This is a genomic window from Halobellus sp. H-GB7 (assembly GCF_030848585.1).
Taxonomy (GTDB): domain Archaea; phylum Halobacteriota; class Halobacteria; order Halobacteriales; family Haloferacaceae; genus Haloquadratum; species Haloquadratum inordinatus.
Genome location: NZ_JAVDDW010000001.1, coordinates 792,590 through 815,805 on the forward strand (window position 1 = coordinate 792,590; position 23,216 = coordinate 815,805).

General features: G+C 64.3%; 22 protein-coding genes. 6 read left to right on the forward strand and 16 right to left on the reverse strand.

Going from position 1 to position 23,216, the window contains the following annotated elements; all coding sequences use genetic code 11:
- Positions 1–102: 102 nt before the first annotated feature.
- The 5 genes from RBH22_RS04220 to RBH22_RS04240 all read right to left on the reverse strand — a co-directional run bounded on the left by RBH22_RS04220 (position 103) and on the right by RBH22_RS04240 (position 4,324).
- Complete coding sequence (locus RBH22_RS04220; RefSeq protein WP_256290655.1) at positions 103–1,179, reverse strand: cupin domain-containing protein; 1,077 nt, start codon at positions 1,177–1,179, stop codon at positions 103–105.
- A 147-nt stretch (positions 1,180–1,326) separates the two neighbouring features.
- Positions 1,327–1,524 (reverse strand): hypothetical protein, encoded by a 198-nt coding sequence (locus RBH22_RS04225; protein ID WP_256544990.1) that lies wholly within the window; start codon positions 1,522–1,524, stop codon positions 1,327–1,329.
- A gap of 274 nt (positions 1,525–1,798) precedes the next feature.
- Complete coding sequence (locus tag RBH22_RS04230) at positions 1,799–2,200, reverse strand: thioesterase family protein (RefSeq protein ID WP_306676617.1); 402 nt, start codon at positions 2,198–2,200, stop codon at positions 1,799–1,801.
- On the reverse strand, positions 2,200–2,907 hold the full coding sequence (locus RBH22_RS04235; protein WP_306676618.1) for an acetate--CoA ligase family protein: 708 nt from the start codon (positions 2,905–2,907) through the stop codon (positions 2,200–2,202). Before RBH22_RS04235 ends, RBH22_RS04230 begins: the two co-directional genes overlap by 1 nt.
- A complete protein-coding gene (locus tag RBH22_RS04240; RefSeq protein WP_306676619.1) occupies positions 2,900–4,324 on the reverse strand; it encodes a CoA-binding protein in 1,425 nt (474 codons plus the stop codon). The genes RBH22_RS04235 and RBH22_RS04240 overlap by 8 nt, the downstream gene beginning before the upstream one ends.
- Before the next feature lie 186 nt (positions 4,325–4,510).
- Between RBH22_RS04240 and RBH22_RS04245 the strand changes: the two genes are divergently transcribed.
- Complete coding sequence (locus RBH22_RS04245; protein WP_121570207.1) at positions 4,511–5,260, forward strand: ABC transporter ATP-binding protein; 750 nt, start codon at positions 4,511–4,513, stop codon at positions 5,258–5,260.
- A 114-nt stretch (positions 5,261–5,374) separates the two neighbouring features.
- Here the strand turns inward: RBH22_RS04245 and RBH22_RS04250 are convergent, their stop codons facing one another.
- Entirely contained in the window at positions 5,375–6,010 is a 636-nt protein-coding gene (locus RBH22_RS04250) for an MBL fold metallo-hydrolase (protein ID WP_306676620.1), read from the reverse strand.
- Between the two features lie 133 nt (positions 6,011–6,143).
- Here RBH22_RS04250 and RBH22_RS04255 point away from each other — a divergent pair, with 133 nt between their 5' ends.
- Positions 6,144–7,553 (forward strand): SLC13 family permease, encoded by a 1,410-nt coding sequence (locus RBH22_RS04255; protein WP_306676621.1) that lies wholly within the window; start codon positions 6,144–6,146, stop codon positions 7,551–7,553.
- 88 nt (positions 7,554–7,641) lie between these two features.
- Here RBH22_RS04255 and RBH22_RS04260 read toward each other — a convergent pair whose 3' ends face one another.
- Positions 7,642–9,195: an AMP-binding protein gene (locus RBH22_RS04260; protein ID WP_306676622.1), complete on the reverse strand. Its 1,554-nt coding sequence runs from the start codon at positions 9,193–9,195 to the stop codon at positions 7,642–7,644.
- 206 nt (positions 9,196–9,401) lie between these two features.
- Between RBH22_RS04260 and RBH22_RS04265 the strand changes: the two genes are divergently transcribed.
- On the forward strand, positions 9,402–10,310 hold the full coding sequence (locus RBH22_RS04265; RefSeq protein ID WP_306676623.1) for a hypothetical protein: 909 nt from the start codon (positions 9,402–9,404) through the stop codon (positions 10,308–10,310).
- Between the two features lie 17 nt (positions 10,311–10,327).
- On the opposite strand, the gene RBH22_RS04270 is transcribed toward RBH22_RS04265, so the two are convergent.
- Both RBH22_RS04270 and RBH22_RS04275 read right to left on the reverse strand, forming a co-directional pair.
- Positions 10,328–11,095, reverse strand: coding sequence for an IclR family transcriptional regulator (locus tag RBH22_RS04270; protein WP_306676624.1), 768 nt, complete (start codon positions 11,093–11,095; stop codon positions 10,328–10,330).
- Positions 11,096–11,381: 286 nt separating this feature from the next.
- A complete protein-coding gene (locus RBH22_RS04275) occupies positions 11,382–11,894 on the reverse strand; it encodes a gamma carbonic anhydrase family protein (RefSeq protein WP_306676625.1) in 513 nt (170 codons plus the stop codon).
- Positions 11,895–12,105: 211 nt separating this feature from the next.
- Between RBH22_RS04275 and RBH22_RS04280 the strand changes: the two genes are divergently transcribed.
- Positions 12,106–12,513, forward strand: coding sequence for a universal stress protein (locus RBH22_RS04280; RefSeq protein WP_121570212.1), 408 nt, complete (start codon positions 12,106–12,108; stop codon positions 12,511–12,513).
- Positions 12,514–12,581: 68 nt separating this feature from the next.
- On the opposite strand, the gene RBH22_RS04285 is transcribed toward RBH22_RS04280, so the two are convergent.
- Positions 12,582–13,937: a methyl-accepting chemotaxis protein gene (locus tag RBH22_RS04285; protein ID WP_306676626.1), complete on the reverse strand. Its 1,356-nt coding sequence runs from the start codon at positions 13,935–13,937 to the stop codon at positions 12,582–12,584.
- A 142-nt stretch (positions 13,938–14,079) separates the two neighbouring features.
- Positions 14,080–14,523, reverse strand: coding sequence for a MaoC family dehydratase (locus tag RBH22_RS04290; protein WP_306676627.1), 444 nt, complete (start codon positions 14,521–14,523; stop codon positions 14,080–14,082).
- Positions 14,524–14,664: 141 nt separating this feature from the next.
- On the opposite strand from RBH22_RS04290, the gene RBH22_RS04295 reads away from it, so the two are divergent.
- Positions 14,665–14,988 carry a hypothetical protein gene (locus RBH22_RS04295; protein WP_306676628.1) on the forward strand — a complete coding sequence of 108 codons (324 nt, stop codon included), beginning with the start codon at positions 14,665–14,667 and terminating at the stop codon, positions 14,986–14,988.
- 147 nt (positions 14,989–15,135) lie between these two features.
- Complete coding sequence (locus RBH22_RS04300) at positions 15,136–16,383, forward strand: FAD-dependent monooxygenase (protein ID WP_256545000.1); 1,248 nt, start codon at positions 15,136–15,138, stop codon at positions 16,381–16,383.
- Positions 16,384–16,545: 162 nt separating this feature from the next.
- On the opposite strand, the gene RBH22_RS04305 is transcribed toward RBH22_RS04300, so the two are convergent.
- From RBH22_RS04305 to RBH22_RS04325, 5 genes are read right to left on the reverse strand one after another with little or no spacing between them, the layout of a single operon-like run.
- Entirely contained in the window at positions 16,546–17,697 is a 1,152-nt protein-coding gene (locus tag RBH22_RS04305; protein ID WP_306676629.1) for an acyl-CoA dehydrogenase, read from the reverse strand.
- Between the two features lie 52 nt (positions 17,698–17,749).
- Complete coding sequence (locus RBH22_RS04310) at positions 17,750–19,375, reverse strand: long-chain fatty acid--CoA ligase (RefSeq protein ID WP_306676630.1); 1,626 nt, start codon at positions 19,373–19,375, stop codon at positions 17,750–17,752.
- The gene (locus RBH22_RS04315; protein ID WP_306676631.1) at positions 19,372–19,872 is read right to left on the reverse strand and encodes an OB-fold domain-containing protein; all 501 of its coding nucleotides are present in this window, start codon (positions 19,870–19,872) and stop codon (positions 19,372–19,374) included. The genes RBH22_RS04310 and RBH22_RS04315 overlap by 4 nt, the downstream gene beginning before the upstream one ends.
- Positions 19,869–21,062, reverse strand: coding sequence for a beta-ketoacyl synthase N-terminal-like domain-containing protein (locus RBH22_RS04320; protein ID WP_121570220.1), 1,194 nt, complete (start codon positions 21,060–21,062; stop codon positions 19,869–19,871). The genes RBH22_RS04315 and RBH22_RS04320 overlap by 4 nt, the downstream gene beginning before the upstream one ends.
- Before the next feature lies 1 nt (position 21,063).
- Positions 21,064–23,010, reverse strand: a complete 1,947-nt coding sequence (locus RBH22_RS04325; protein ID WP_306676632.1) for a 3-hydroxyacyl-CoA dehydrogenase NAD-binding domain-containing protein — start codon at positions 23,008–23,010, stop codon at positions 21,064–21,066.
- Positions 23,011–23,216 lie beyond the last annotated feature (206 nt).

The following is a 23,216-nucleotide window of genomic DNA, read 5'->3' on the forward strand; positions in this document are numbered from 1 at the left end:
GATATCTCTGAAAGACTATTCTCCGGTCGTTCGCGTTCGCTCGTTCCGAAACGATGCCGGACGTCCGAAGCGAGGACGTCCGATCAGGGAGTTACCCAGGAATTACGAGGAGGGTTCGGCTTCGGCGTAGAGATTGAACGCCTCGAAGACCGGCCGATCGGTCATCGCGAGCAGCGTCGCTTCGCCGTCCGGTTCGTGATGGTGGATCTCGTCCGGCGGGACGATGAAGATGTCCCACTGACTCCACTCGAACGCCTCGTCACCGATGTGGGTCGCGCCCTCACCGTCGATGACGAAGAACACTTCCGTCATATTGTGGAAGTGCGGATCGGTCGCTTCCTGCATCAACTGCGCGCGGAACGACATCGTCGGGAACAGCGGCGGCTGACCCGTCGCCGGGTTGACGTACGAGAGGCTGTAGCCGTCGTTGGGGTCGGGATCGTCGTTGTCAGCGCGCTGGTGGAGCGACTGGACCATATCCGCCCACTTGAAGCGGTACGGCGGCGTCGGCTCCATATTGCCCTCGAACGGGCCGGGGATGTCGTCGGACTTCACGTCTTCCTGCGGCCGGCCGCGGCCGTACTGAGACTCCCAGTAGCCCTGGCTCTTCGTGACGGGCTGGCGTTCGAGTTCGTGGTACTCGAAGGTGTTCTTCGCGTTGAGCGAGTCGAGGACGAGCGGGAGGTCGAGGACGTCGAGCCACGCGGCGGTCTCGTCGCCGTCGTTGACGTGGTCGTGCCACTCCCACTGCGGCGTCGTGATGAGGTCGTTGTCCTTCATCGGGAACTCCTCGCCCGCGACGACCGTCTTCATATCCTCGTGGCCGTCGATCGTGAACCGCAGCGCGTTAGCGCCGTGGCGGTGCGAGGGTGCCGTCTCGCCCGGCGACACCGTCTGGACGCCCACGTAGATCGTGTTCGAGATGGCGTTGGCGGTGTTGATCGGGACGGCGACGCGTCGCTGGAATCCCGGCGGCAGATCCGCGATCGGGACGTCGCGCTCGATGGCGTCGATCGCCTCTTGGATGTCTTCCCACTTCCAGATGTCCGCCTCCGGGTCCTCGAGGACGTGCCCCATATCGTCCTCGACTTCCCAGAGCGGCTGGAGGTCGTGCTCCTCGAGAATACTCCGGGTGTTGGAACTCATCTCTAGGAGTTCCTCTGGCTCTTGCTCTGCCATAGTGAAATAATTGTGAAACGCGATAATAAGTGTGTTGGACGTGGCCACGTTGCACGATCGACGGACCCGTCGCTGCGGGGGCTGTGAGGCTGTCAAATGCCGATTTCGCTATCCGATCGTCTCCTGGACCGACCGCCCCGTCGGTTCTCAGGCTTCCGCTTCTGCTTCCGCGTTCGCTTTGGCCTGCTCGAATACTTCCTCCGTCGAGAAGACCGCTCGGCAGTCTTCACAGACCATCTGCCGCTGGATCCCGTACTCCCAGAGTTTCCCGCCGCAGTTCAGACAATCGAAGTGCGCCTCGACGAACGGATCCTCCGCTGCGTATGGATTCTCGAACTCCGCCATACCTTCACGTACCCACGTAATTCCTAAAAGCGTATCGCTACCTTCGATGATCGACACGGCGAATCCGCGGCGAGTTGCAGGCGCGAAAGTAGCGTTTGTAGGTCTTCACGCCCCCCATCGAACACTGTCTTCGGTCGGGCGTACGGTCTTGTGAATACACGAGAGATGGCTGAGCAGGGAGTCGCGACGGGCTTATACTGTCGGATGGAGGTTCGTGAACCATTTTGGCACCCACGGGGTGCCGATGATTTTCACATCGTTCTGACCGACAGTATTAGTCGTCGGCGTATTCGAGAAGCGATTCTCGGAGGTCCTCGGGCAGTTCGATCGCGCTCCCGCCGCCGACCTCCGCACAGACTCGCTGTTCGTAGCCCTCGAACGCGAGCGTGTCATCGACGTAGGCCTCGTAGTTGAAGCGAACGCTGCGACTCCCGACGTCCGGCGTCAGCGTGACTCGAACGTCGTCGCCGGCGTTGATGGGGTTCCTGAACTCGAAGTTCATCTCGACCAGCGGCAGCCCGAAGTCGTGCTCCTGCGAGAGCTCCCAGAATGGGTAGCCGATCTCCTGCATAAACATATCTGACGTCTCGTGGAGCGCATCCACGATACGCGGATAGTGGGCGATGCCGAAGGGATCGGTGTCCGAGAACCGGACTGTCCAGATACGTTCGAACATTAGTGATCCTCCAGTACGACGAGCGCGTCGAGTGCTATCACTCCATCGGTTGTCGCCAAGACGGGATTGACGTCCAGTTCGGCGATCGGGTGCTCGGTGACGAGGTCGCCGACGGTGGCGATCGCATCCGCGAGCGCATCGACGTCCGCCGGCTCGCTTCCCCTGTACCCTTCGAGTAGCGGCAGGGACTGGAGTTCCTCGATCGCCGAGCGGGCCTCGGCGCGGTCGATCGGGGCGATCCGGTGGCTGGTGTCCTCGAATATCTCCGTGAACACGCCTCCGAGCCCCGTGAGTACGACCGGCCCAAAGGACGGATCGCGGATACCGCCGACGATCACTTCGGTCCCGCGGTCGAGGTCCATCGCCTCCTCGACGAGGACGTCGGCGTCGATCCCGCGCTCGTCTGCGGTCGTGAGGATCTCGTCTGCGGCATCCCGAACCGCGTCAGCCGAGTCCAGTCCGACCGCGACACCGATGCCGCCGGCCCAGTCGCTCTTGTGCGTGACCGCGGGCGAGGAGACCTTTACCACGACCGGGTAGCCGATATCCTCGGCCGCGTCGACGGCGGCGTCGGCGTCGGCACACACCGCGAACGAGGGCGTGTCGATGCCGGCCGACGCGAGGAGTTCCTTCCCCTCGGCCTCGGTCAGCGTGTGACGGCCATCTCCCCGTGCGGCCGCGATGGGCGCCGGCGTCTCCTCACTCATCGGCGGTCACCTCCGGTTCGGCGGCGTCGCCTACAGTGGGCGTGGTCCCGGTCCCCCCGTCAGTCGCGGGCTGGCCCGCCTGGAGTTGCGCGTAGCGAGCCAGCGTGCCCGCGGCGTCGGCGGCGCGCTCGGGCGTCGCGAACGTCGGGACGCCGGCGGCTTCGAGCGCCTCGCGCTCCTCGGCGAGCGTCTCCTCGATTCCCTCGGTCGCGAACAGGACCGGCTTGCCGACCCGCTCGGCGAGCCCGTCGAGGTCCTCGACTGGGAGGCCCAGCGCCTCCTCGAACAGTTCGTAGACGAGCACGATGTCGATGCGGTCGTCCTCGGCGACGGCCGTCACGATCTCACCGAACTCGGGCATCGGCCGACCGGTGTCGACGGGGTTGTCGGCGTAGGTCACGCCCGGCAGGATCTCGTCGACGCGCTCTTGGGTCGATTCCGAGAGCTTCGGCAGCCGGCCGCCGGCGCGCTGGATCCGATCGGTGATGATGATCCCCGGGCCGGCCTGGGCGGTGACGACACCGACGTTCGGTCCGTCCGGCGTCGGACAGTCGCCCAGCGCCGCGGCCGCGTCCATCAGGTCGTCGGTGGCGTCGACCGTCGGCGTGCCGTACTGCGCGAAGCCCGCGGTGTAGAGTTCGTGATCGCCCGTGAGCGCGCCCGTGTGGGACTCGGCGAAGTCGCCGACGTCGGATTGACCGACCTTGTAGGCGATGACCGGCGTGTCGCTCGCGCGGCAGGCTTCCAAGAGGCCCCGACCGTCGTCGGTCCCCTCGACGTGCAAGACGATGGCGTCCGTGTTCTCGTCCCCGTCGAAGTACTCGATCGTCTCGGCGAAGCCGACGTTGGCGCGGTTCCCGAGTCCAACCATCGCCGAGATGCCGCGGCCCTGGCGTCGCGACTGGTACGCGAGCGTATGCGCGACGCCACCGCTTTGCGCGAGGATCGCGGTGTTCCCGGCCGGGATCTCCTCGACGCCGCTGGCGAACGAACAGCGGAGGTTTCGCGCCGGCACCAGGAAGCCGCTCGTGTTCGGCCCGAGCAGTGAGATACCGTGTTCGTCGGCGATTTCGACGATCGTCTCCTGTAGCTCCTCGCCTTCGTCGCCCGCTTCGGCGAAGCCGCTCGAATAGAGGACGACGGCGCCGACGCCCGCCTCACCGCACTCTTCGAGCACGTCGGGGACGGCCGGTCCCGGGACACAGCAGAGCGCGAGATCCACGTCGTCGTCGATGTCGGTCACTGACGAGACGAACTCCGATCCGAACAGCTCGCCCGACGCTGAGGGGTTCACCGGATACACCGGTCCGTCGAATAGGGCGGCGTTCGCCATCGCTTCGTACCCGATCTTTCCCTCGACCTTCGAGGCGCCGACGACGGCGACCGCCGAGGGTTCGAACATCTGTGTTAGAGTCACGCTCGCACATATACTCAACACCATCAAAGCGTTTTCCCTACTGTTCACAGTCGGCGACTGTCCGACTCGTTGACGAGCGAACCGTCAGCGAGCAAGCAGCCGGGCATCCGGTTGACGTGCTTTCCACAGTGTGACCTGCTTGCACATTCCGTAAGTTTATCTGCGTGGCTTGGATACCGATCGATAATGACGTTGTTGGAAGGACGAGGGCTGACGAAGAAGTTCGGCGGGGTCGTCGCCATCGAAGACGTCTCCTTCACTGTCGATCGGGGTGAGGCAGTCGGCCTCATTGGGCCGAACGGAGCAGGAAAGAGTACGCTGTTCCGAACGATCTCGGGAGTCCATCCGCCGACGGAGGGACAGGTGTTCTTCGACGGGGAAGACATCACGGGCAAGACCCAATACGAGATCTGTCACCGCGGACTCGCGAAGACCCACCAGATCGTTCGGCCCTTCGAGAGCCTCTCGCTCCTGGAGAACGTCGCTGTCGGCGCCGAGTTCGGCGGCCGCGAGTTCGACGACACGCGTGGCCGGGCGGCCGAGATGCTCGAGTTCGTCGGCCTCGAAGAGCAGATGCACGCCGATCCGGGCGAACTCAGCGTCGGTCAGCTCAAACGCCTCGAAATTGCCCGCGTGCTCGCGACTGACCCCGAGATCGTCCTCTTCGACGAGGTCGCCGGCGGTCTCGACCCCGAGGAGACCGAAGGCATCATCGACCTCGTCGGCGACATCATCGACGAGGGCAAGACCGTCTTCCTCATCGACCACGTGATGCGCGCGCTGATGACCGTCAGCGAGCGCGTGATGGTGCTGGACAACGGGAAACTCATCGCCGAAGGCACGCCCGAAGAAATCCAAAACGACGATCAGGTCATCGAAGCCTACCTCGGCGAACACGCCGGCAAGGACCTCTCCGACGCGGTCGCTGGCGACTGATAACGGTTATCGCAACCACTGTGGGCGGTCGCTGTTTCTCTTCGTTCTCCCCTCGTTTTCAGTTCCGAAACGGACGTCGTTGCGTCCGGCGACAGTAGCGGCCCTCGCCCGCGACTACCGCTTGCCTGCGAAGTCGACGAACGCCGCGATCTTTTCGCTCGCGTCCTCGGTCACGCTCGATCCGTGAAAGACGAGGCCGACGTCGAAATCGTATTCGAGGAGGTTCGACAGCTCCGCGTCGGCGGTCGCGAGGTCTTCGGAGTAGTACGCCGTCGGCAGTACGAAGTAGCCGGCCGGGAGGCCGCGGGCGTCCGATCCGAACAGCGCGTCCCCAATGACGGCGATCCCACGCGACTCGTCGACAAGCGAGTGGTGGCCCGTCGCGTGCCCGGCGACGGAGACAGCGGTGAACGGCCCGACGTGGTCACCGTCGCCGAAGCGGTGATCCACGTCGACGTCGACCTCGACGCCCTCAGGAACCCACGTTTCGAGGTCGAAGCGCGCGACGAGGCCGGCGAGACCGCCCACGTGGTCGGGATCGCTGTGCGTGATGACGACCCGCTCGGGCGTGATACCCAGTTCTTCGGCGGCGGCAGCGACGACGTCGACGGTGTCCTCGAAGCCGGCGTCGACGAGCGTCGGCGTCTCGCCGTCGAAGAGGAAGACGCGCCAGCGCGCGTCGTCGGCTACCTTCACGGTGATGTCGTACACGTCCGGTGCGATCTCTGTGATCTCTCGCGCTTCTGTCATCGTCTCTGCATACGCCACCGTCCTTGATAAACGTACACCGACACCGACGACGGCGGCAGCGGGGACCGGGCGACGGCGAGCGCATCGACAATCTCATTGTGGTTCACGGTGACACGAGTGACAACGAATACGTATGTCTGATGGAATTTCGGCACGGGCATCCGAGACGCTCCCGGTCGATGCGGCCTGGCTCGCGCTCCCCGCGGGCCTCCTCGCGGCGGGTAGCGTCGTCCAGTTCGCGCCGTTGGCGCCCGACGCCGCGCGGATGCTCGCGATCACGCTCTTCTGTGTCGTGCTGTGGATCGGATCGCCGGTCGACCCCTGGTTCACCGCGCTGCTCGGCATCGGCCTGATCGGCGTCGGCTTCTCGACGGAACTCGCGCTGACGGGCTTTCGCTCGCCGGCGACGTGGCTCGTCGTCGTCGGCCTGCTCATCGGCGAAGCGGCGAGTGCAAGCGGCCTCGCGGAACTCGTCGAGCGGACGGCGCTGTCGTGGATGCCCGATCGCATCGCCACCGACGCAGTCGCCGTCTATCGGTATCTGCTCGTCGTCCTCTCGGTCGGGAGCCTCGCTCTCGCGGTGCTCGTTCCCTCTTCGCTCGTGCGCGTCCTCATCCTTGCACCGATCCTCAGCTCGATGGGCGATATGTTCGAAGAGCGCGGCGCGAAGGTCGGCATCTTCCTCGGCCCGCTCTTTGCGACGTACTACGGCGCCTCGGGGATTCTGACCGGAGCGCTCCCGAACATCATCGTCACGGGACTCGTCGAGTCCGGCGGCGGCCCGGCGATCAGTTGGACCCAGTGGACGCTGTGGATGGGACCTGTAATGGGGATCGGGCGCGTCGTCGTCGTCGTCGCCGTCACGTATCTGCTGTATCGACCCAGTGACCGCGAGGCGATAGCCTCGCTCGGACAGCGCGACTCGAAGGGGCTCTCCTCGCGGGAGCGCCGAATGCTCGTGTTCCTGCTCGTCGGCGTCGCGATCTGGGCGACAGACTTCATTCACGGCCTGCACCCGCTCTTCGGCGCGGTCGTGGTCGCGCTGCTCTCGTTTACTCCCCGGATCGGCGTCATCGACCACGAGGCGATCGGCGAGACGGACTTCTCGATCCTCTTTTTCCTCGGCGCGATCTTCGCCATCGCCGAAGGCCTCCAGCGGACGAACTTCACCGACCTCGCCGCGGAGACGATGCTGTCGTATCTCCCGGCCGACCCGTCGCTGCCGCTCGTGCTCGTCTTCGTCGTGGCCGTCTCGATGCTCCTGGCGTTCGTGATGGAGGGGATGGCCGTTGCGAGCGTCATCACGCCCATCTTCGTCACGTTCGCGAACAGTGCCGGAATCCCGCTCGTGCCGGTGGCGATGATCGAGAGCGTGGCACTGAACGCCTACTTCTTCCCGTACCAGTCGGCCGTCCTCGTCGCGATCCTCGGCCTCGGCGTCGTCGACTCGATCGAACTGAGCCGGATGGCGAGCGTCTGTACGATCGCGACGCTCGTGTTCTTGGTCCCGATACAGATCGCGCTGTTCGTACTCTTCTTCTGAATCTCCGCCCGATTCCGCCCGTGTCGGCAGCGCTTCGGCCCGGAAAAACACAGTCGCCGCAGCCGGATTTTGTATCTGAAAACGCGCGTTATGAGAAGTGCTTTTCGACCAACTGCTCGCGCATAATTGTCCCCGTATCCGTCCGCGGGAGCGCATCGTGGGTGATCGCGTACTCGCGAGGACGCTTGAAGTCCGCCAGGCCGTCGTGTTGCAGACAGTACTGGTCGAGATCCTCGTCTGAGACGCCTGCTCCCTCTGCGACGACCACGACAGCCGTGACGACCTCGCCCCACTGGTCGTCGTCCCGACCGAAGACGCACGCCTCCTCGACGTCCGGGTGGTTGCCGAGGACGCGTTCGACCTCGGCGGGGTAGACGTTCTCGCCGCCGCTGACGATCATATTGTCGACGCGGTCGACGATGTAGAGGTAGCCCTCCTCGTCGACGCGGGCGACGTCCCGCGTCCGGAGCCAGCCGTCGAAGTACGTCTTCTCGTCGGCGTCGGGGTTGTCGATGTAGCCGTCCGACATCCCCGGACCGCGGGCGATGATCTCGCCGCGTTCGCCAGCATCGACGGTCGCCTCGGGGTCGGGGTCCTCGGCGAGCGAGACGGACTCGACGACGCGGATCTCCCAGGAGAACGACTCCTTGCCGATCGTCCCCGGGTGCTCCTCCTGAACCTCCGGGTGCGCGAACGTGAGGTCCGGTCCGGCTTCGGTCATCCCGTAGGTGTTGTACACGTGCTCGCTGAGGTACTCGTGAGTCTCCTCGATGAGGTCGTCGGTGACGATCGACCCGCCGGTGCGGATGTACGACAACGAGTCGGTGTCGTAGGGCTCGCCGCCCTCGCGCTGGATGCCGTTGAGGGATTTGAGCTGTGTGGGGACGGCCAGCAGGCCGGTCACGTCGTGGTCGTCGATGAGTTCGAGCGCTTCCTCGGGGTCGAACGCCGAGTGCAGGACGACGGTCGCGCCCGCGACGAAGTGCGGATAGAGCCACGCGTCGGTCGTGACCATATGGTACCACGGCGAGGTACACAGCGCGACGTCGGTCTCGTCGATGCCGTGCTCCATTATCACCTGGATCGCACCGTACCAGAGCTTTTCTTGGTCGAACGAGACGGCTTTCGGGACGCTCGTCGTCCCGCTCGTGTACAGGACGGCACACTCATCACCCGCCGGGAGCGACGCGTCGAGATCGGTGTCGGCGCCGGCGAGGACCGCCTCGTAGGATTCGACGTTCTCGTGGTCGACGTCCCGGTCGCCGGCGTGGATGGCGACGTCGAACGCGCCGCGGTCGAGCAGTTCCAGCGCGTCGTCGGCGTTGGCGTCGTCGAAGAGGAGCGCTTCCGCCGCCGCGGTCTCGGACATTCGTTCCAGTTCGCCGACGGTCGCCCGATAAGAGAGTTGCGCCGTCGCGACGCCCCGTTTGTTGCCGGCCAGCATCGCCTCGATAGCCGACACGTGGTTGATTGCGAGCACGGCGCACCGCTCGGTACCGACCCGTTCTGTGAGCGCGTTCGCCAGCCGCGTGCTCCGCTCGTCCAGTTCGGCGTACGTGAACGAACGGCCATCGTCGGTCACGAGGGCGAGTTTGTCGGGATAACAGCGAACCGTCCGTTCGAGGGCGTCACCAAGTCTCATAGTAGGTCTGTTAGAAACCACCAAGCCTACCGCGACATTAATTGTTTTGATTGTCCCATATCAGTATTTGCACGTTTCAGCCGCCGACACGGCGCGATACGGGCTGTATACAGTATTGTTTGCGCCGGACGACGTGCGATATCGGCCCCGCAGGGACGCCAAGACGACGCGTCGCACTTATCACCGACGGCACGGAATCGGCGCGTATGGCACCGACGTGGGAGGACTTCGGCGCGCTCGGCCGCCTGCTCGCGTACGTCCGACCGACGTTTATGCTCCCCGCAGTCGGGATGTCCGCCTACGGTGCCGCGCTCGCTCCCGCGTCGTCGTTCGCTCTCGTCCTCGCCGTGCTCCACGCCGTAACTGTCGGCCTCGCGCTGTTCGTCGCACACCTTCGGGACGGACTCGTCGATGGCCACCAGCGCGGCGAGGAAACGCCGCTGCTCTCCGTCGCAGGGTTTCGCTGGAGCATCGGTGTCGGCGCCGCCGTCGTTCTCGCGCTCGCCGCGATACTGCTGGTCGCTGGAGGCGTGATCGCCGCGGCCTCCGCCATCGCGCTGCTCGCGCTCGCACTGTTGCACGCGCCATACCTCGATCGACACCCGCTGACGGTGACAGTGGACTATCCGTTCGGGATTGGTATCGCGATCGTTGGCGGCTACGCGACGCAGACCGGCGGCGTCGCCGTGGCCGTCGTCGCCGTCGCGGCCGCCTTCGGCGCGTTGCTCTCCGGCATCAAGATCGGGATCGACCGCCTCGACGCGGCGTTCGATAGAACCATCGACAAGCGGACGATCCCCGTCGCGTACGGGGCTGCGAACGCTGACAGAATCGCGTTCGGCGTCTTCGGTGGGACCGCACTCCTCACTGTTGGGTTCGGAGCCGCTGGCGTCGCCGGCACGGTCGCACTCGTCCCGGCGTTCGCGCTCGCCGCTGCGGCCGTCCCAGTCGGGTGTCTCGCGGCGACAGCGCTCGCGACCGACGAGCGCGCCGTCCAGATCCAGATGGCACTCACGTACGTCTTCGCCGTGCTCCTGTTTCTGTCGACCTGCGGCGGCGAGTGTGCGGGCCTAGACCTCCTGCAGCGGGCGCTCGAAGTGCTCTCCGGCTCCTAATGGGGTCGGAACGACACTCAGCGATATGCGAGCGTCAGATCGATCTCGTCGGTCGCCGCCCGCAGGTGATCGAGAATCTCGCCCTCACACCGCTCTTTCGACATCCGGTGGGCGGGCCCGGCGACGCTCAGCGCACCCTGTATCTCGCTGTTGACCATCAGCGGGACGCCGATCGCCTGGATCCCTTCGAGGTCCTCACTGAGGTTGAGGGCGTAGCCCTGCTCGCGGATCTGTTCGAGTTCGTCGTAGAGACGCTCCCGATCGGTGATCGTGTTCTCCGTGCGTGCAGGGAGCCCGTGCTCGTCGACGATCCGTTCGACTTCCTCGTCCGGCAGGTGCGCGAGGATCGCTTTCCCGCCGGAGTTGAAGTGCATATGGACCTGCGTGCCCAGAATCGTGTTGACGTCGATGTCGTTGTCGCCGCCGCGGCCGTAGACGTAGATCGCTTTGCCGTTCTGATGGGTGATGAGCCACGACATCTCGCCAGTCTCCGCTTCGAGTCGGTCGACGGCGAACATCCCCGACTGGAAGATGTCGAGTTGGCTGCGGACGTACTGCCCGTACTCGAAGAACTTCAGCCCGAGGTGGTACTGTTGGCCTCGTTTGACGACCAGGCCACGGTCCCGCAGCGCCGTCAGGTGACCGTGAACCGTGCTCTTGGCGATATCGAGCCCCTCAGCCAGTTCGGTGACTCCGGCACCGTCGAGATTTTGGATGTGTTCGACGATGTCGAATAGCGTCTCGTCGGACTTGATCCCTCGTCCTTCGTTCGGTCCCTGTTCCATACCAACTCTCACTGGACGATAGACAAGTATTTGTCGTGTACGTGGCAGTCGATACTTCACTACAATTTCACCGGGAGACAGAACTATTATTCGATGTCATCGAACACAGAAGCAGTATAGCAGCGAACATAACAACCGTACGGGTGTTACCACGAGCGTGTTCGAGATTTTCGAACGGGATTCTCGACTCGGCGCGCGAAATTCGACGGTTCAGCTATGTTCACTCATTGCACGACAATCTGTCCCGTGTTAAGGGACAGCAATTTGTTCGACAGCATCGAACAGATCACGGCGAGGCGTCTCGCCCTAACCCGGCGTCGCGGAACCGTGCAGCCAGTTCGACGTACGTCTCGTTCGTCTCCTCGATCTGCGCCAGTTGTGAGTCGGTGAGAGGGCGCGTTTCCGCGGGCGTGCCGTACGCCAAGTGTCCAGAGGGAATGGTCTGATCTTGCAGTACGACTGCGTTGGCGGCGACGATACAGTGATCTTCGACGGTCGCACCACCCATCACCGCACTCTGCATCCCGATCAGCGAGTGATCCTCGACGTCGGCGTAGTCGACGACGGCTCCGTGGCCGACAGTCACGTTGTCGCCCAGCGACGCGCCGTGAAGCGTCGTGAACTCCTGGACGTTCGTCTCTTTCCCCACGTCGACCACCGTCCCGTGGCCACGCAAGCAGACGTACGGCCAGATGCTCGCTCGTTCGTCGACGGCGACGTCGCCCACGAGATACGCCATCTCGGAGACGAAGGCGCTGTCTGCGACCTCGGGTTTGGACCCCTCGAACGCTCGTTGCATACGTCTGCTACCCAGATCCGTGAGTATAAACCCAGGTGCCGTCCGGTGACGTGAGGTGTCGCTCTACCGTCCCGTTATCCGAGACAGAGTTCGGTCACGTCGAACAGTATTCAACAGTATTCGAGAGAGTACAGTGCTGTCGTCGGATTCGAAGCGGGGAATCGCTGAAACCACCGCCGAAATATAAGTAGGTGGCCGATGCAGAGAGGGTATGGTTCGAGTACTACTCGCACTCGACGACGACATCCCGCAGGCGCACGCACAGACGAACGCGATCGAAGATATGGTCGAGACGGCCAGCGGCGCGGAAGTGTTCATCCTGCACGTCTTCAGCGACAATCCGGAAGGCGCGTCAGTCCAGCAGGTCGAAGCCGTCCGCGAAGCCCAGGACCGACTCGAAGCCCTCGGCGTCGACGTCGAACTGCTCGAAGCGAGCGGGTCACCCTCCGAAGAGATTCTGGAGTACGCAGCGGAGTACGACGTGGATCAGATCTGCGTCGGCGGTCGAAAGCGCTCGCCAGCGGGGAAAGCCCTCTTCGGCAGCGTGACGCAGGACGTGATTCTCGGGACACACAAACCCGTGCTCGTCTGCGGAAGCGAAGAGGAAGACGAAGAGTAACTCGGCGCAGGGTCGATCGACCCCGGTCCCGTTCGCCGCTCGTCCGAGATATCCGACGACGACCGTCGCTACTGGTCGCCGATCGCCGAGTCGAGGTTCCGTTCGAGCGCCTCGACGCTCCGACGGATCTCTGCGACCTGTTCGGTCTGTTGTTGGTTCGCCGCCGCGAGTTCTGCGACTTCGTCGGCGATCCGTTCGACGCCTTCGACCGTGGTGCCGAGCATCGCAGAGATGTCTTCAGCGCTCGTCGCCTGCTCGTCGGTCGCGGTCGCGATCTGTTCTAACTGCTCTGAGACGTCCGCGATCGCCGACTGGATCTCCCGTTGGTTCTCGTTGACCGTCTCGATCTGGCGTTCGATTTCGTCGACCCGTTCTGTGGTCTGTTCGATGCCGTCAACCGTGTCGGTCGCGATCGTCGCGATCGACTCGACGAGCCCTTCGATCCGATCGGCTTCGGTCTTCGACTCGGCCGCAAGCGACTTCACTTCGTCCGCGACGACGGCGAATCCGTCGCCCGCTTCGCCGGCTCGGGCCGCTTCGATCGACGCGTTCAGCGCGAGGATGTTGATCTGATCCGCAATGTCGTCGATCACGGCGACGACGTCGTCGATCTCTTCGACGCGTTCGGCGAGGTTCGCGGCGTCGTCGGCCATCCGGTCACTCGCGTCGGCGACATCTTCGACGGTCCGTAGCAGTTCCGCGGTCGACTCCTCGGACTCGGTCGCGAGATCGGCCGTCTCGGAACTCTGTGAACTGATCGTCTCGACGCTGGCGGCGACTTCCTCGGTCGTGGCGCTGAACGTCTGGATGTCGTCGTCGACCTCTCTGACGTGTGCCGCTTCCTGTTCGGCGACGTCAGCGATCACGTCGACATTCGTCGTGACCTGTGAGGACGCCGCTTCGAGTTCGCCGACCGTATCTTCGAGGTCCTCACTGACTTGTTTCTGGACGTGCTCCATCGACTTGCGCTGTTCGACGATGTCCGTCACGCGGCTCACGACCTCGAACGCGCCGACGACGTCGCCGTCGGGAGCTGACAGCGGGATGCCGGTCGCGCGGACGTGCCACTCCTCTCCCTCCTCGTTGGTCCCGGACCTGATCTCTGACTCGCGGACGGTTTCGCCGGTGCGAGCGACCTCCTCGGCGAGCGTTTCTGTCGTGCTCTCAGTGCCGATGATTTCGTTTGCGGGTCGCCCGAGCACTTCCTCAGGAGAGAGACCCATAAACTCCGCGTGCTCGTCGTTCCAGTGAGTCAGTCGGCCGTCGTCGTCGACGACGAGCACCGGCTCGGGAAACTCCGCGGCGAGTTCGTCGAAGAGGTGTCGCCAGTAATCGCGTTCTGCGCGATACCGCTCGGCCTCGTCGTAGTCGTCCGGGACGTCCGGAGCGAGAGAGGCTGTCTCGATCGGGGGTGATTGTGTCATTGCGAGGTGCGTATCCGTGTCACTATTTAACTGATTCGCACAGTTTTCACAGCTGATATTCGTATCTGGCCCAGGGGAACGCCGCTAGGGGGTAGTGCACGAACGGGTGACTCGTTTCTGCGGTGGCACGACAGCGCAGACGCTACTCGTAACTCCGCCGCTTGACGAGCGCAGTGGCCTCGTAGCTGACGACGACGTCGTCCTCTTGGTTCAGCCCCTCGAAGTGGGTCGTGACGTAGCCTCGGTCGTCGTGTTCCGAGGACGGACGTTTGTCGATAATTTCGGTATGGAGATGCAGTCGGTCGCCCGGTGCAACCGGTTCGCGCCAGCGGATGTTGTCGGCACCGACGCCGGCCAGCGCTGCCAGCGGGTCGGGATCCTCCGTGAGCAGTCGCATACACATCGCCATCGTGTGCCATCCCGAGGCGACGAGTTCCCCGAAGACCGAGTCCGCGGCGGCCTCCTCGTCCGTATGAAACGGCTGTGGGTCGTACTTTTCGGCGAACTCCTTGATCTCTGCTGCCGTCACGTCGTAGGCGCCGAACGTCGCCATCGAACCGACCTCGACGTCCTCGTAGTACCGCATATTCTTCGCACGCTCGCCCACGTCGAAAACCCTTCGACGCCCGGAACGGGATAGGGCGGGGCCGAGCGCGAACTGCGTTCAGCGGCGGATGTGCAGCAGCGTACCGCAAAGGTTTACGTGGGGTAGTCCGAACGGTGTGGTATGGCGCAACAGTTCGACCTCGAAGAGGCTGCTGAGGAGGCTGAGGACCTACCGGACCCGCGAGAGATCGTCTCGAAGGACGAGGAGATCCCGATCGAAGAGCTGTTCGACGAGGACTTTATGCAGGAAAACACCGACTTCGACACCTTCGAGGAGATGGTCGCAGCGAGTCCCTCCGACGCGACGTCGGCGGACGACCTCGAACTGGTGCCCGACGGTGAGTGGGACGAGTTCGTCGCCGAGACCACCGTCTTCGACGACGAGGAGGAGATGGTGTTCGCCGTGCGCGACCACTGGGTCGCCGAGAAGCTCGGTCTGAACTAACCACGCTGGCCGGCGGCGCGGATCGCGACGCCATTTTCACGCCGACAGCGCTCGCTGTATCCAACAAAAACGGCCGTGTTCGGCCGTCTCCGCCCGAGTCAACCACAACGATTATGAGGTACGTGTGGTAACAGATGCATAGACACGATGAGTTCAAACGATGCCGACCAGCCAGTGTTGATCGCCGGTGCCGGACCCACCGGAATGACTGCGGCCCTCGCGCTTCACGCCCGCGGCGTGCCCGCAGCGATCATCGAGGCGGACTCCGAAGATCGTGACCGCGCCGGCAGCCGCGCGATCTACGTTCACGGATCGACGCTCCGGACGCTCGAACGGATCCACCCCGGACTTGGAACGGACCTCGTCGAGGAAGGCCTCGTCTGGCCGACCCGTCACACGATGTGGCGCGGCAAGACCGTCTTCCGACGCACCTACGACAACCCCGGCGGCGACGGCGAGATCCCGCACTTCACGAGCCTGCCGCAGGTCGTCACCGAGGAATATATGCACGAAGCTCTCGACGAAGTCGGCATCGACATCCACTGGGACGCCGGCGTCGAGAGCGTCGAATCGACGCCCGACGGCGTGCACGTCGAGACCGCAGACGGCCAGGAGTGGGAGACGCCGTACCTGATCGGTGCCGACGGTGGGGGCTCGCAGGTCCGCAAGGAGATCGGTGCCGAGTTCGAGGGCGAGCAGTCCGAGAACTCCTTCATCATCGTCGACGTCAAGACGCTCGACGACAACACGATCGAAGAGGAGCCGATCCCGTTCGAGCGCCTGTTCCACTACGACTCTCCGAACGCCGACGGCCGCAACGTGATGCTCGTGCCGTTCACCGGCGGCTGGCGGCTCGACATCCAGTGTCTCGGCGACGACGACCCCGAGGAGATCTCCAGCGACGAGCAGATGCGGGAGTTCGTCGGCAAGATTATGGGCGAGGAGTACAAGGACAACATCCAGTGGACCTCGACGTACAAGTTCCTACAGGTCCAGGCCGACACGTTCATCGACGAGAACCGCCGCGTCCTGCTCGCTGGTGAGGCCGCACACCTGCTCGCGCCGTTCGGCGCCCGCGGGATGAACTCCTGCGTCGCCGACGCCGACGAGGCCGCCTCGGCCGTCGCCGTCGCGACGCGCTCGAACGACGCCGTCGCTCGCGACGAGGTCGAACTCTACGCCGCCCGCCGAGAGCGCGCGGCCGAGTACAATATCGAGGCCGCCGGTCAGGCGCTCGATTACCTCCAGGGCGACACGCCCGTCACCGTGCTCCGCAAGGAGGCCGCGGCGTCGCTCGCAGATTACTTCGAGCCGGCCGGCGAGTACCTCGACGACGCGCCGTACGGTCCGCACACCCCGCCGCCGATCGCCTCGACCGGCCGCGGCAACTACTGAATCGCCCGCGTCACATCGGCGGTCGGGATCCGCCGTTCGTTTCTGACCCGGCAGCGAGGAGCGCAGCTCCGCAGGTCCGTCTCGTGTAGACGGTAACTCGGGTCGCGATCTGTCGTCTGTCTACTATGTGTCCAAAAGAGACGAGTGAGCCGACGGCTCCCCTCAGTAGTTCCGGTAGATGAGGTCGCGCTGAATCGCGCCGACGCCCTCGTAGATCATCGGCATCCTCGCGTCGCGATAGACGCGAGCGATGCGGTTCTCGTCGAGGAGGCCCTGTCCACCGTGGAGCTTCATCCCCGTTTCGGCGCACTCGGCGGCGACCTCAGTGGCCTTGGCTTTCGCCATCGCGGCCCACCGCTCGGCGTCTTCGCCTGCCATCACGTGTTCGACGGCCCGCCAAAGCAGCGCCCGGGCGCTCTCGAACTCCATCCGCATCTCCGCGAGATCGTGCTGGACCGACTGGAAGTCCGAGACGGTGCGACCGAACTCCTCGCGGTCGTGAACGTAGTCCCACGCCTCTTCGATGGCGGCCGCGGCGAGTCCGATCCCCTGGGCGGCGACGCGGACGCGCCCGTGGTTGAAGAACTCCGCGACCATCCGGAACCCATCACCGCGTTCGCCGATGAGGTTCTCCGCGGGCACGCGGCAGCCGTCGAACGTGATGTGAGCCTGCTCGGATGCGCGCATCCCCATCTTCTCGGGGATGTGCTCGGCCTCGTACCCCTCGGCGTCGGTCGGGACGATCAAGAGCGAGTGGTTGCCGTGTCGGTCGTCGGTGTCCTCGGTGCGGACGTAGACGGTGATCCAGTCGCCCGAGATTCCGTTCCCGATCCAGTACTTCTCGCCGTTGATGACCCACTCGTCGCCGTCGCGGTGGGCAGTGGTTTCCATCCCGGCGAGGTCGCTGCCGGTGTCGGGTTCGGAGATCGCCATCCCGGTCCGCTGTTCGTACTCGGCGATGGGTCTGAGGTAGGTCTCTTTCTTCTCTTCGCTGCCGAACGCTTCGATGATGTTGGTCCCGAAGCTCTGGCCCATCAACGCGAGTCCGATCCCGGCGTCCGCCCGGAAGAACTCCTCGGCGGTCGCGACGACTTCCGCGAGCGAGCGCCCGAGCCCCCCGTAGGCGGGGTCGATTTCCTGCGCAACGAGTTCGGCGTCGCGTCCGGCCTCTACGACGTCGACCGGGTACGATCCCGACTCGAAGTACTCGGCTGCGACGGGGCGGATGTGTTCGTTTGCAAACGACCGAGCCTGCGATTTCACGTCGTGTGCGTCCTCGGGGACGACGGCATCTGTGAGTATATCGGATTTCATATCTTTGTGTTGTGGTGTTTAGTATTCGTAATCTATTTTCGTGTACTTTCGATCACTCGCCGAGCGGGAGTTCACCCTCTGTCTCGATGAACTGCTCGCGGAGGTCCTTCTTGTCGAACTTGTGCGTCGTGGTCTTGGGAATCTCGTCGACGAACCGGAAGACGTCCGGGAGCCACCACTTCGGGAACGTGTCGAGCAGGTGTTCCCGCAGGGACTCCTCGTCGACGGCTGGATCTTCGGTCACGACGAACGCGACCGGCCGTTCCTGCCACTTCTCGTGCGGCACGCTGACGACGGCCGCCTCGGCGACGCCGTCGGCGTCGATGAGCGAGTTCTCTAGCTCGACCGAGGAGATCCACTCGCCGCCGCTCTTGATCGCGTCGTCGATGCGGTCGACGATGTCGAGGTAGCCGTACTCGTCTATCGTGCCGACGTCGCCCGTCTTGAACCACCCGTCGTCGGTGAACGAGTTCGCGTTCGCGTCGGGGCGCTCGAAGTAGCCGTCGGTGAGCCACGGCGACCGCGCGTGGATCTCGCCCGGCGTCTCCCCGTCGTGCGGAACGGGATCGCCGTCCTGGGTCCGCAGGCGTATGCGCGCACCCGGCGCAGGGATCCCAGCCTTCCGCTTGAGTTCGTAGCGCTTCTCCTCTGGGAGGTCCTGCATCTCCGTCGTCTCGAAAGTGTTCGCTAGGTGCGGCGAGGCCTCTGTCATCCCGTAGCCCTGGTAGATGGGCGCCTCGTACACTTCCTCGTACTTCTGCATCAGCGACGCCGGCGGGGCGCTCCCCCCTGTCAGCACGCGGTCTAAGCTGTCGAGCGGTTCGCCTGCGACGGATTCGAGGTAACTGTCCATCTCGATCCAGATCGTCGGGACCGCGGCCGCGGCCGTCACGTCCTCGGCGTCGATGAGGTCGGCGACGTCCTGGGGGCCGGTGTGTTGCCCCGGTAAGACCAGCTTCGACCCGTAGAACGTCGCCGAGTACGGGAAGCCCCAGCCGTTGACGTGGAACATCGGCACGACCGGCATCACCGTGTCGTTCTCGCCGACGCCGAAGACGTCGACGTGGCCGTGGACCAGCGTGTGCAGGAACATCCGCCGGTGGCGGTACTGGACGCCCTTCGGGAGGCCCGTCGTTCCCGAAGTGTAACACAGCGCGAACTCGCGCTCTTCGTCGAGTTCGGGCCAGTCGTACTCGGTGTCGTAGCCCGCGATGAACGACTCGTAGTCGACGACCGATTCCAGCGAGGTCTCGGGCACCTCGTCGTCGATGACGACGTACTGCTCGACGGTTTCGAGGTCGTCGGCGATGGCCTCGACCGTGTCGAGGAACGCGGGGTCGACGAACAGCATCTTGTCCTCGGCCTCGTTGATGATCTCGACGAGGTGGTGTTCCGGCAGCCGGTGGTTCGTCGTGTGGATGCTCCGGCCGCTGCAGGAGGGTCCGAAGTACAGTTCGTAGTGGCGGTAGTGGTTGACCGCCATCACCGACACGCGATCACCGAGGTCGAGACCGTAGTCGTCGAGTGCGTGCGCGAGCTGGCAGATGCGCTCGTAGGCGTCCGCGTAGGTGTACCGGTGGAGCGAGCCGTCTGAGAGCTTCGAGACGATCTCTTTGTGGTCGAAGAGATCGACCGCGCGTTGCAGGAACTTCGTGATCGTGAGCTCGTAGTCCTTCATTGCTCTGCGGGCTCGAATCGGTAGAACACTCGTTCCTGGTCGGTCGGGCCGTCGATGTCGACGATCTTCAACTGCACGGAGTCGCCGATTTCGAGGTCGTCGTACTCCGCGTCGTCGATGCGGGCCGACAGGCGCACGTCGCCGATGTCGACGACGCCGACGACGAACGGTACGTCGTCTTCCATCCCGATCGGCGCGCCCGCGCGGAGCGTCGAGAACGCGAACAGCGTCCCCTCGTGTGGCAGGTCCACGTATTCGAGATCGTCGCTCTGGCACTCCGGACAGACGATCCGGGGCGGGAACTGCAGGTCGCCGCAGTCCCGACACTGCGTCGTCGTCAACTGGCCGTCGCGGAGATTGTCGTAGAACTCGTGGATCTCCGTGTTCGCCTCGTCCTGCAGCTCGTAGAAGTCGAGCAGTCGCGGTAGCTCGATCGTCTCCGGAATCTCGACGACGTCTCTGTCCGTCCCGTGGTCGTTGTGGTTTTCGTCGCTCATTGTGGTCGCCCTCGCGCGAGAGTCATCACGCTGTGCACCGAGGCGCTGCCGCTGAGGTTGTGGATGAGTCCGGTCTCGGGGTCCGGCACCTGCCGTTCGTCCTCGACGGTTCCGCGGAACTGATTGAAGATTTCGAGCGCCTGTGAGACGCCGGTCGCGCCCAGCGGGTGCCCGCAGCCGAGCAGCCCGCCGCGCGGATTGACGCCGATGTCGCCGTCGAGTTCGCTGCGGCCGTCCTCGATGAACTGTCCGCCTTCGCCCTTCTCGACCCAGCCGAGGTCTTCGTACTCGATGATCTCGCTGATCGTGAAGCAATCGTGGACCTCCGCGACGTCGAGTTCGGCGAGCGGGTCGTCGATCCCGGCCTGTTCGTAGGCCTGCTCTGCGGCGGTCGTCGCCTGCGGCCACGCCGACATCGACGGGAGATTGTTGATGGAGTTGCTCGCCATACACGCCTGACCGCTGCCCGTGATCCAGGCGGCCTCGTCTGTCACCTCTCGGGCTTTCTCTTCGCTCATTAGGATCAGCCCGGCCGCGCCGTCGGTGACGCCGCTGCAGTCGTACAGACACAGCGGCGGCGACAACTCGAAGGAGTCGACGACGTCGTCGACGGATATCTCCTTTTGGTAGTGCGCGAACTCGTTGTGGGCGGCGTGGCTCTTGTTCTTCGCGCTGACTCGCGCCATCTGTTCGCGCGTGGTGTCGTACTCGTGCATATGCCGCTGGGCGATCATCGCGAAGTACGGCGGCGCGTTCAGCCCGTTGACGCCGTCGAACTCCCGGTCCATCACGTTCGTCATACTGGCCTGCGTCTCGGCCATATGCTCTCGCGGGAGGTTCATCTTCTCGACGCCGAGCACGAGCGCGGTGTCGAGTTGCCCGGACGCGATCGCCAGCCAGGCGTAGCGCAGCGCGGCCTGCCCGCTCGCGCACGCGAGTTCGGTCCGCGCGATCATACTGTCGACGTCGACGCCGAGGAGTTCCGCCACCATCGGCGCGACGTGCGTCTGGAAAGCGAACCGCTCGGGCTGGACGGAGCCGACGAACAGTCCTTCGATGTCTTTCGGTCCCACATCTGGGACGTCATCGAACGTCGCCTTGCCGGCCTCCTGAATGAGGTCCTTGTAGCTCGCCTCGCGGACGCCCCACTTCGCGTGGCCGCCGCCGACGATGCCGACGTTACGCGTCATCTCAGTCACCCCCGAAGTCCGGCTCTCGATCCTGGTTGAACGCCGCGACCCCTTCGAGCATATCGTCGGTGGTCGCGAGCAGGCCGAAGGCCTGACTCTCCATCGCGATTCCAGTCTTGAGGCTCGCGTTCTGCCCCTCGGTGATGACGCGCTTTGCCACTTCGAGCGCGGTCTGCGGGCCGTTCGCGAGGTCGGAGACGACGTCGTCGAGCGTCTCCTCGAACTCGTCCTCGTCGAGAGCGCGGTTGAGGATGCCCCAGTCTTCGGCCCGTTCGGCTGAGATCTGCATCCCGCGGTAGACCATCTCCTTCGTCCGCGGTTCGCCGATGAGGCGGACGAGCCGCTGGGTGCCGCCACCACCCGGGATCAGTCCGAGGTCGATCTCGGGGCTGCCGAGCGTGGAGCCTTCGGTCGCATAGCGGAGGTCGCACGCGAGCGTGATCTCTAGCCCCGCACCGAGACAGAAGCCGTCGATCTTCGCGATCGTCGGTCGCGGATAGTCGTAGATCGCTTCGACGGTCTCGTCGACGGTGGCCAGTTCCGTCGGCTCGGCCGTCGTGAAGCCGGTGATGTCCGCGCCGGCACTGAACGCGCGGTCGCCCGCGCCCTCGAAGACGACACAGCTGACTTCTTCGTCGTCGACGGTGTCGAGCAGGCGCTTGACCTCGTCGAACATATCCGTCGAGAAGGCGTTGAGTCGTTCCTCGCGGTCGAAGACGACGTTGAGGACGCCCTCGTCGGTCAGTTCGTGGCTCACGTAGTGGTAGGGGCCGCCGTCGCTGTAGTCGTAGAAGCCCCGCCCGGCGTCCTCGCCGGTGTGGCCGTTCTCGACCAGTTCGACGAGATACTCGGCCGGCTCGTAGCGCTCCGCGCCGGTCCGCTCGTGGAGGTCGCGGAGTTTTTCCACCACTCGATCGAGCCCGAGTTTGTCCGCAGTCCGGCAGGTCCCTTCGGGGAGGCCGCCGCCGAGACGCATTCCGATGTCGATGTCCTCGGGGTCGGCGACGTCGTCACCGATCAGCTTCGCCGCTTCGTTGATCATCCGGGCCTCGATGCGGAGCGTGTCGACGCCCTCGCCGTCTGTGGGTTCGTAGTTGACGCCCTCACTGTCCTCGTAGTCGTAGAAGCCCTTGCCGGTCTTCCGGCCGAGGTCGTCGTCTTCGACCCGGGACCGGATCGAATCCGGGACGGGCATATCCCACTGGTCGCGGGTGTGGGTGAAGATGTCGAGGCCGCCGAAGTCGTTGAGCTCGAACGGCCCCATCGGGTACCCGCGCTGGAAGACCATCGCGGCGTCGACGTCTTGGATGTCGACGTCGCCCTCGTCGAGCATAAACCCGGCTTCGCCCATCAGCGGCGTCAGCACGTTGTTGACGACGAACTGGGGGACGTCCTTGCGGACCCGGATCGGCGTCTTCTCGAGCGACTCGACGAACTCGATGCCCGCGTCGACGACGTCCGCTCGCGTCTGTTCGCCGGAGACGACTTCGACGAGGTCCATCTTGACCGGAGGATTGAAAAAGTGCATCCCGCAGACGTACTCGGGTCGGTCAGTGGCCATCGCGATGTCGCTGACCCGGAGACTCGACGTGTTCGTCGCCATAATCGTCTCCGCACCAGTGGCGGCGTCCACGTCCGCGAAGACGTCGCGCTTGATGTCGAGATCCTCGGGCGCGGCCTCGATCACGAGGTCGGCATCGGCGACCGCCGCCTCCAGATCGACCGTCGTCGAAATCCGATCGAGGACGGTGTCTGCGTCCTCTTCGATCTGGTTTTTCTCTGCGAGCTTGCCGAGACTCCACTCGATCTGCTCGTACCCGTCCTCTACGAGTTCTTCTTCGATATCGCGCATCACGACCTCGTAGCCCGCAATTGCGGCCACTTCGGTGATCCCGTGGCCCATATTGCCGGCTCCGAGAACCGCGACATTCTCGATTGCTTCGTCCATCGAGTGATAGTTCGGAGCTACCATAATTAATTTATCGGAGGTTTGCAGTATAATGTGGAAACAGTGGCCGGCGAAATCGGTACGCCGATAAGGATCTGCCGATCTCGTACGGTAGTAGGTGACTGGAGTCGTAAGACGGCCCTCCAGTCACGCGTGTTCGCGAGTGACACCAACTTTGTGCGGGATGTACTGTTTCGTCTTCGTAC

What these genes read in the sequence shown, in the direction of transcription:
- RBH22_RS04220 (WP_256290655.1), bottom strand. Translation starts at nt 1,179, where the DNA reads ATGGCAGAGCAAGAGCCAGAGGAACTCCTAGAGATGAGTTCCAACACC.
- RBH22_RS04225 (WP_256544990.1), bottom strand. Translation starts at nt 1,524, where the DNA reads ATGGCGGAGTTCGAGAATCCATACGCAGCGGAGGATCCGTTCGTCGAG.
- RBH22_RS04230 (WP_306676617.1), bottom strand. Translation starts at nt 2,200, where the DNA reads ATGTTCGAACGTATCTGGACAGTCCGGTTCTCGGACACCGATCCCTTC.
- RBH22_RS04235 (WP_306676618.1), bottom strand. Translation starts at nt 2,907, where the DNA reads ATGAGTGAGGAGACGCCGGCGCCCATCGCGGCCGCACGGGGAGATGGC.
- RBH22_RS04245 (WP_121570207.1), top strand. Translation starts at nt 4,511, where the DNA reads ATGACGTTGTTGGAAGGACGAGGGCTGACGAAGAAGTTCGGCGGGGTC.
- RBH22_RS04250 (WP_306676620.1), bottom strand. Translation starts at nt 6,010, where the DNA reads ATGACAGAAGCGCGAGAGATCACAGAGATCGCACCGGACGTGTACGAC.
- RBH22_RS04255 (WP_306676621.1), top strand. Translation starts at nt 6,144, where the DNA reads ATGTCTGATGGAATTTCGGCACGGGCATCCGAGACGCTCCCGGTCGAT.
- RBH22_RS04260 (WP_306676622.1), bottom strand. Translation starts at nt 9,195, where the DNA reads ATGAGACTTGGTGACGCCCTCGAACGGACGGTTCGCTGTTATCCCGAC.
- RBH22_RS04265 (WP_306676623.1), top strand. Translation starts at nt 9,402, where the DNA reads ATGGCACCGACGTGGGAGGACTTCGGCGCGCTCGGCCGCCTGCTCGCG.
- RBH22_RS04270 (WP_306676624.1), bottom strand. Translation starts at nt 11,095, where the DNA reads ATGGAACAGGGACCGAACGAAGGACGAGGGATCAAGTCCGACGAGACG.
- RBH22_RS04275 (WP_306676625.1), bottom strand. Translation starts at nt 11,894, where the DNA reads ATGCAACGAGCGTTCGAGGGGTCCAAACCCGAGGTCGCAGACAGCGCC.
- RBH22_RS04280 (WP_121570212.1), top strand. Translation starts at nt 12,106, where the DNA reads ATGGTTCGAGTACTACTCGCACTCGACGACGACATCCCGCAGGCGCAC.
- RBH22_RS04285 (WP_306676626.1), bottom strand. Translation starts at nt 13,937, where the DNA reads ATGACACAATCACCCCCGATCGAGACAGCCTCTCTCGCTCCGGACGTC.
- RBH22_RS04290 (WP_306676627.1), bottom strand. Translation starts at nt 14,523, where the DNA reads ATGCGGTACTACGAGGACGTCGAGGTCGGTTCGATGGCGACGTTCGGC.
- RBH22_RS04295 (WP_306676628.1), top strand. Translation starts at nt 14,665, where the DNA reads ATGGCGCAACAGTTCGACCTCGAAGAGGCTGCTGAGGAGGCTGAGGAC.
- RBH22_RS04300 (WP_256545000.1), top strand. Translation starts at nt 15,136, where the DNA reads ATGAGTTCAAACGATGCCGACCAGCCAGTGTTGATCGCCGGTGCCGGA.
- RBH22_RS04305 (WP_306676629.1), bottom strand. Translation starts at nt 17,697, where the DNA reads ATGAAATCCGATATACTCACAGATGCCGTCGTCCCCGAGGACGCACAC.
- RBH22_RS04310 (WP_306676630.1), bottom strand. Translation starts at nt 19,375, where the DNA reads ATGAAGGACTACGAGCTCACGATCACGAAGTTCCTGCAACGCGCGGTC.
- RBH22_RS04315 (WP_306676631.1), bottom strand. Translation starts at nt 19,872, where the DNA reads ATGAGCGACGAAAACCACAACGACCACGGGACGGACAGAGACGTCGTC.
- RBH22_RS04320 (WP_121570220.1), bottom strand. Translation starts at nt 21,062, where the DNA reads ATGACGCGTAACGTCGGCATCGTCGGCGGCGGCCACGCGAAGTGGGGC.
- RBH22_RS04325 (WP_306676632.1), bottom strand. Translation starts at nt 23,010, where the DNA reads ATGGACGAAGCAATCGAGAATGTCGCGGTTCTCGGAGCCGGCAATATG.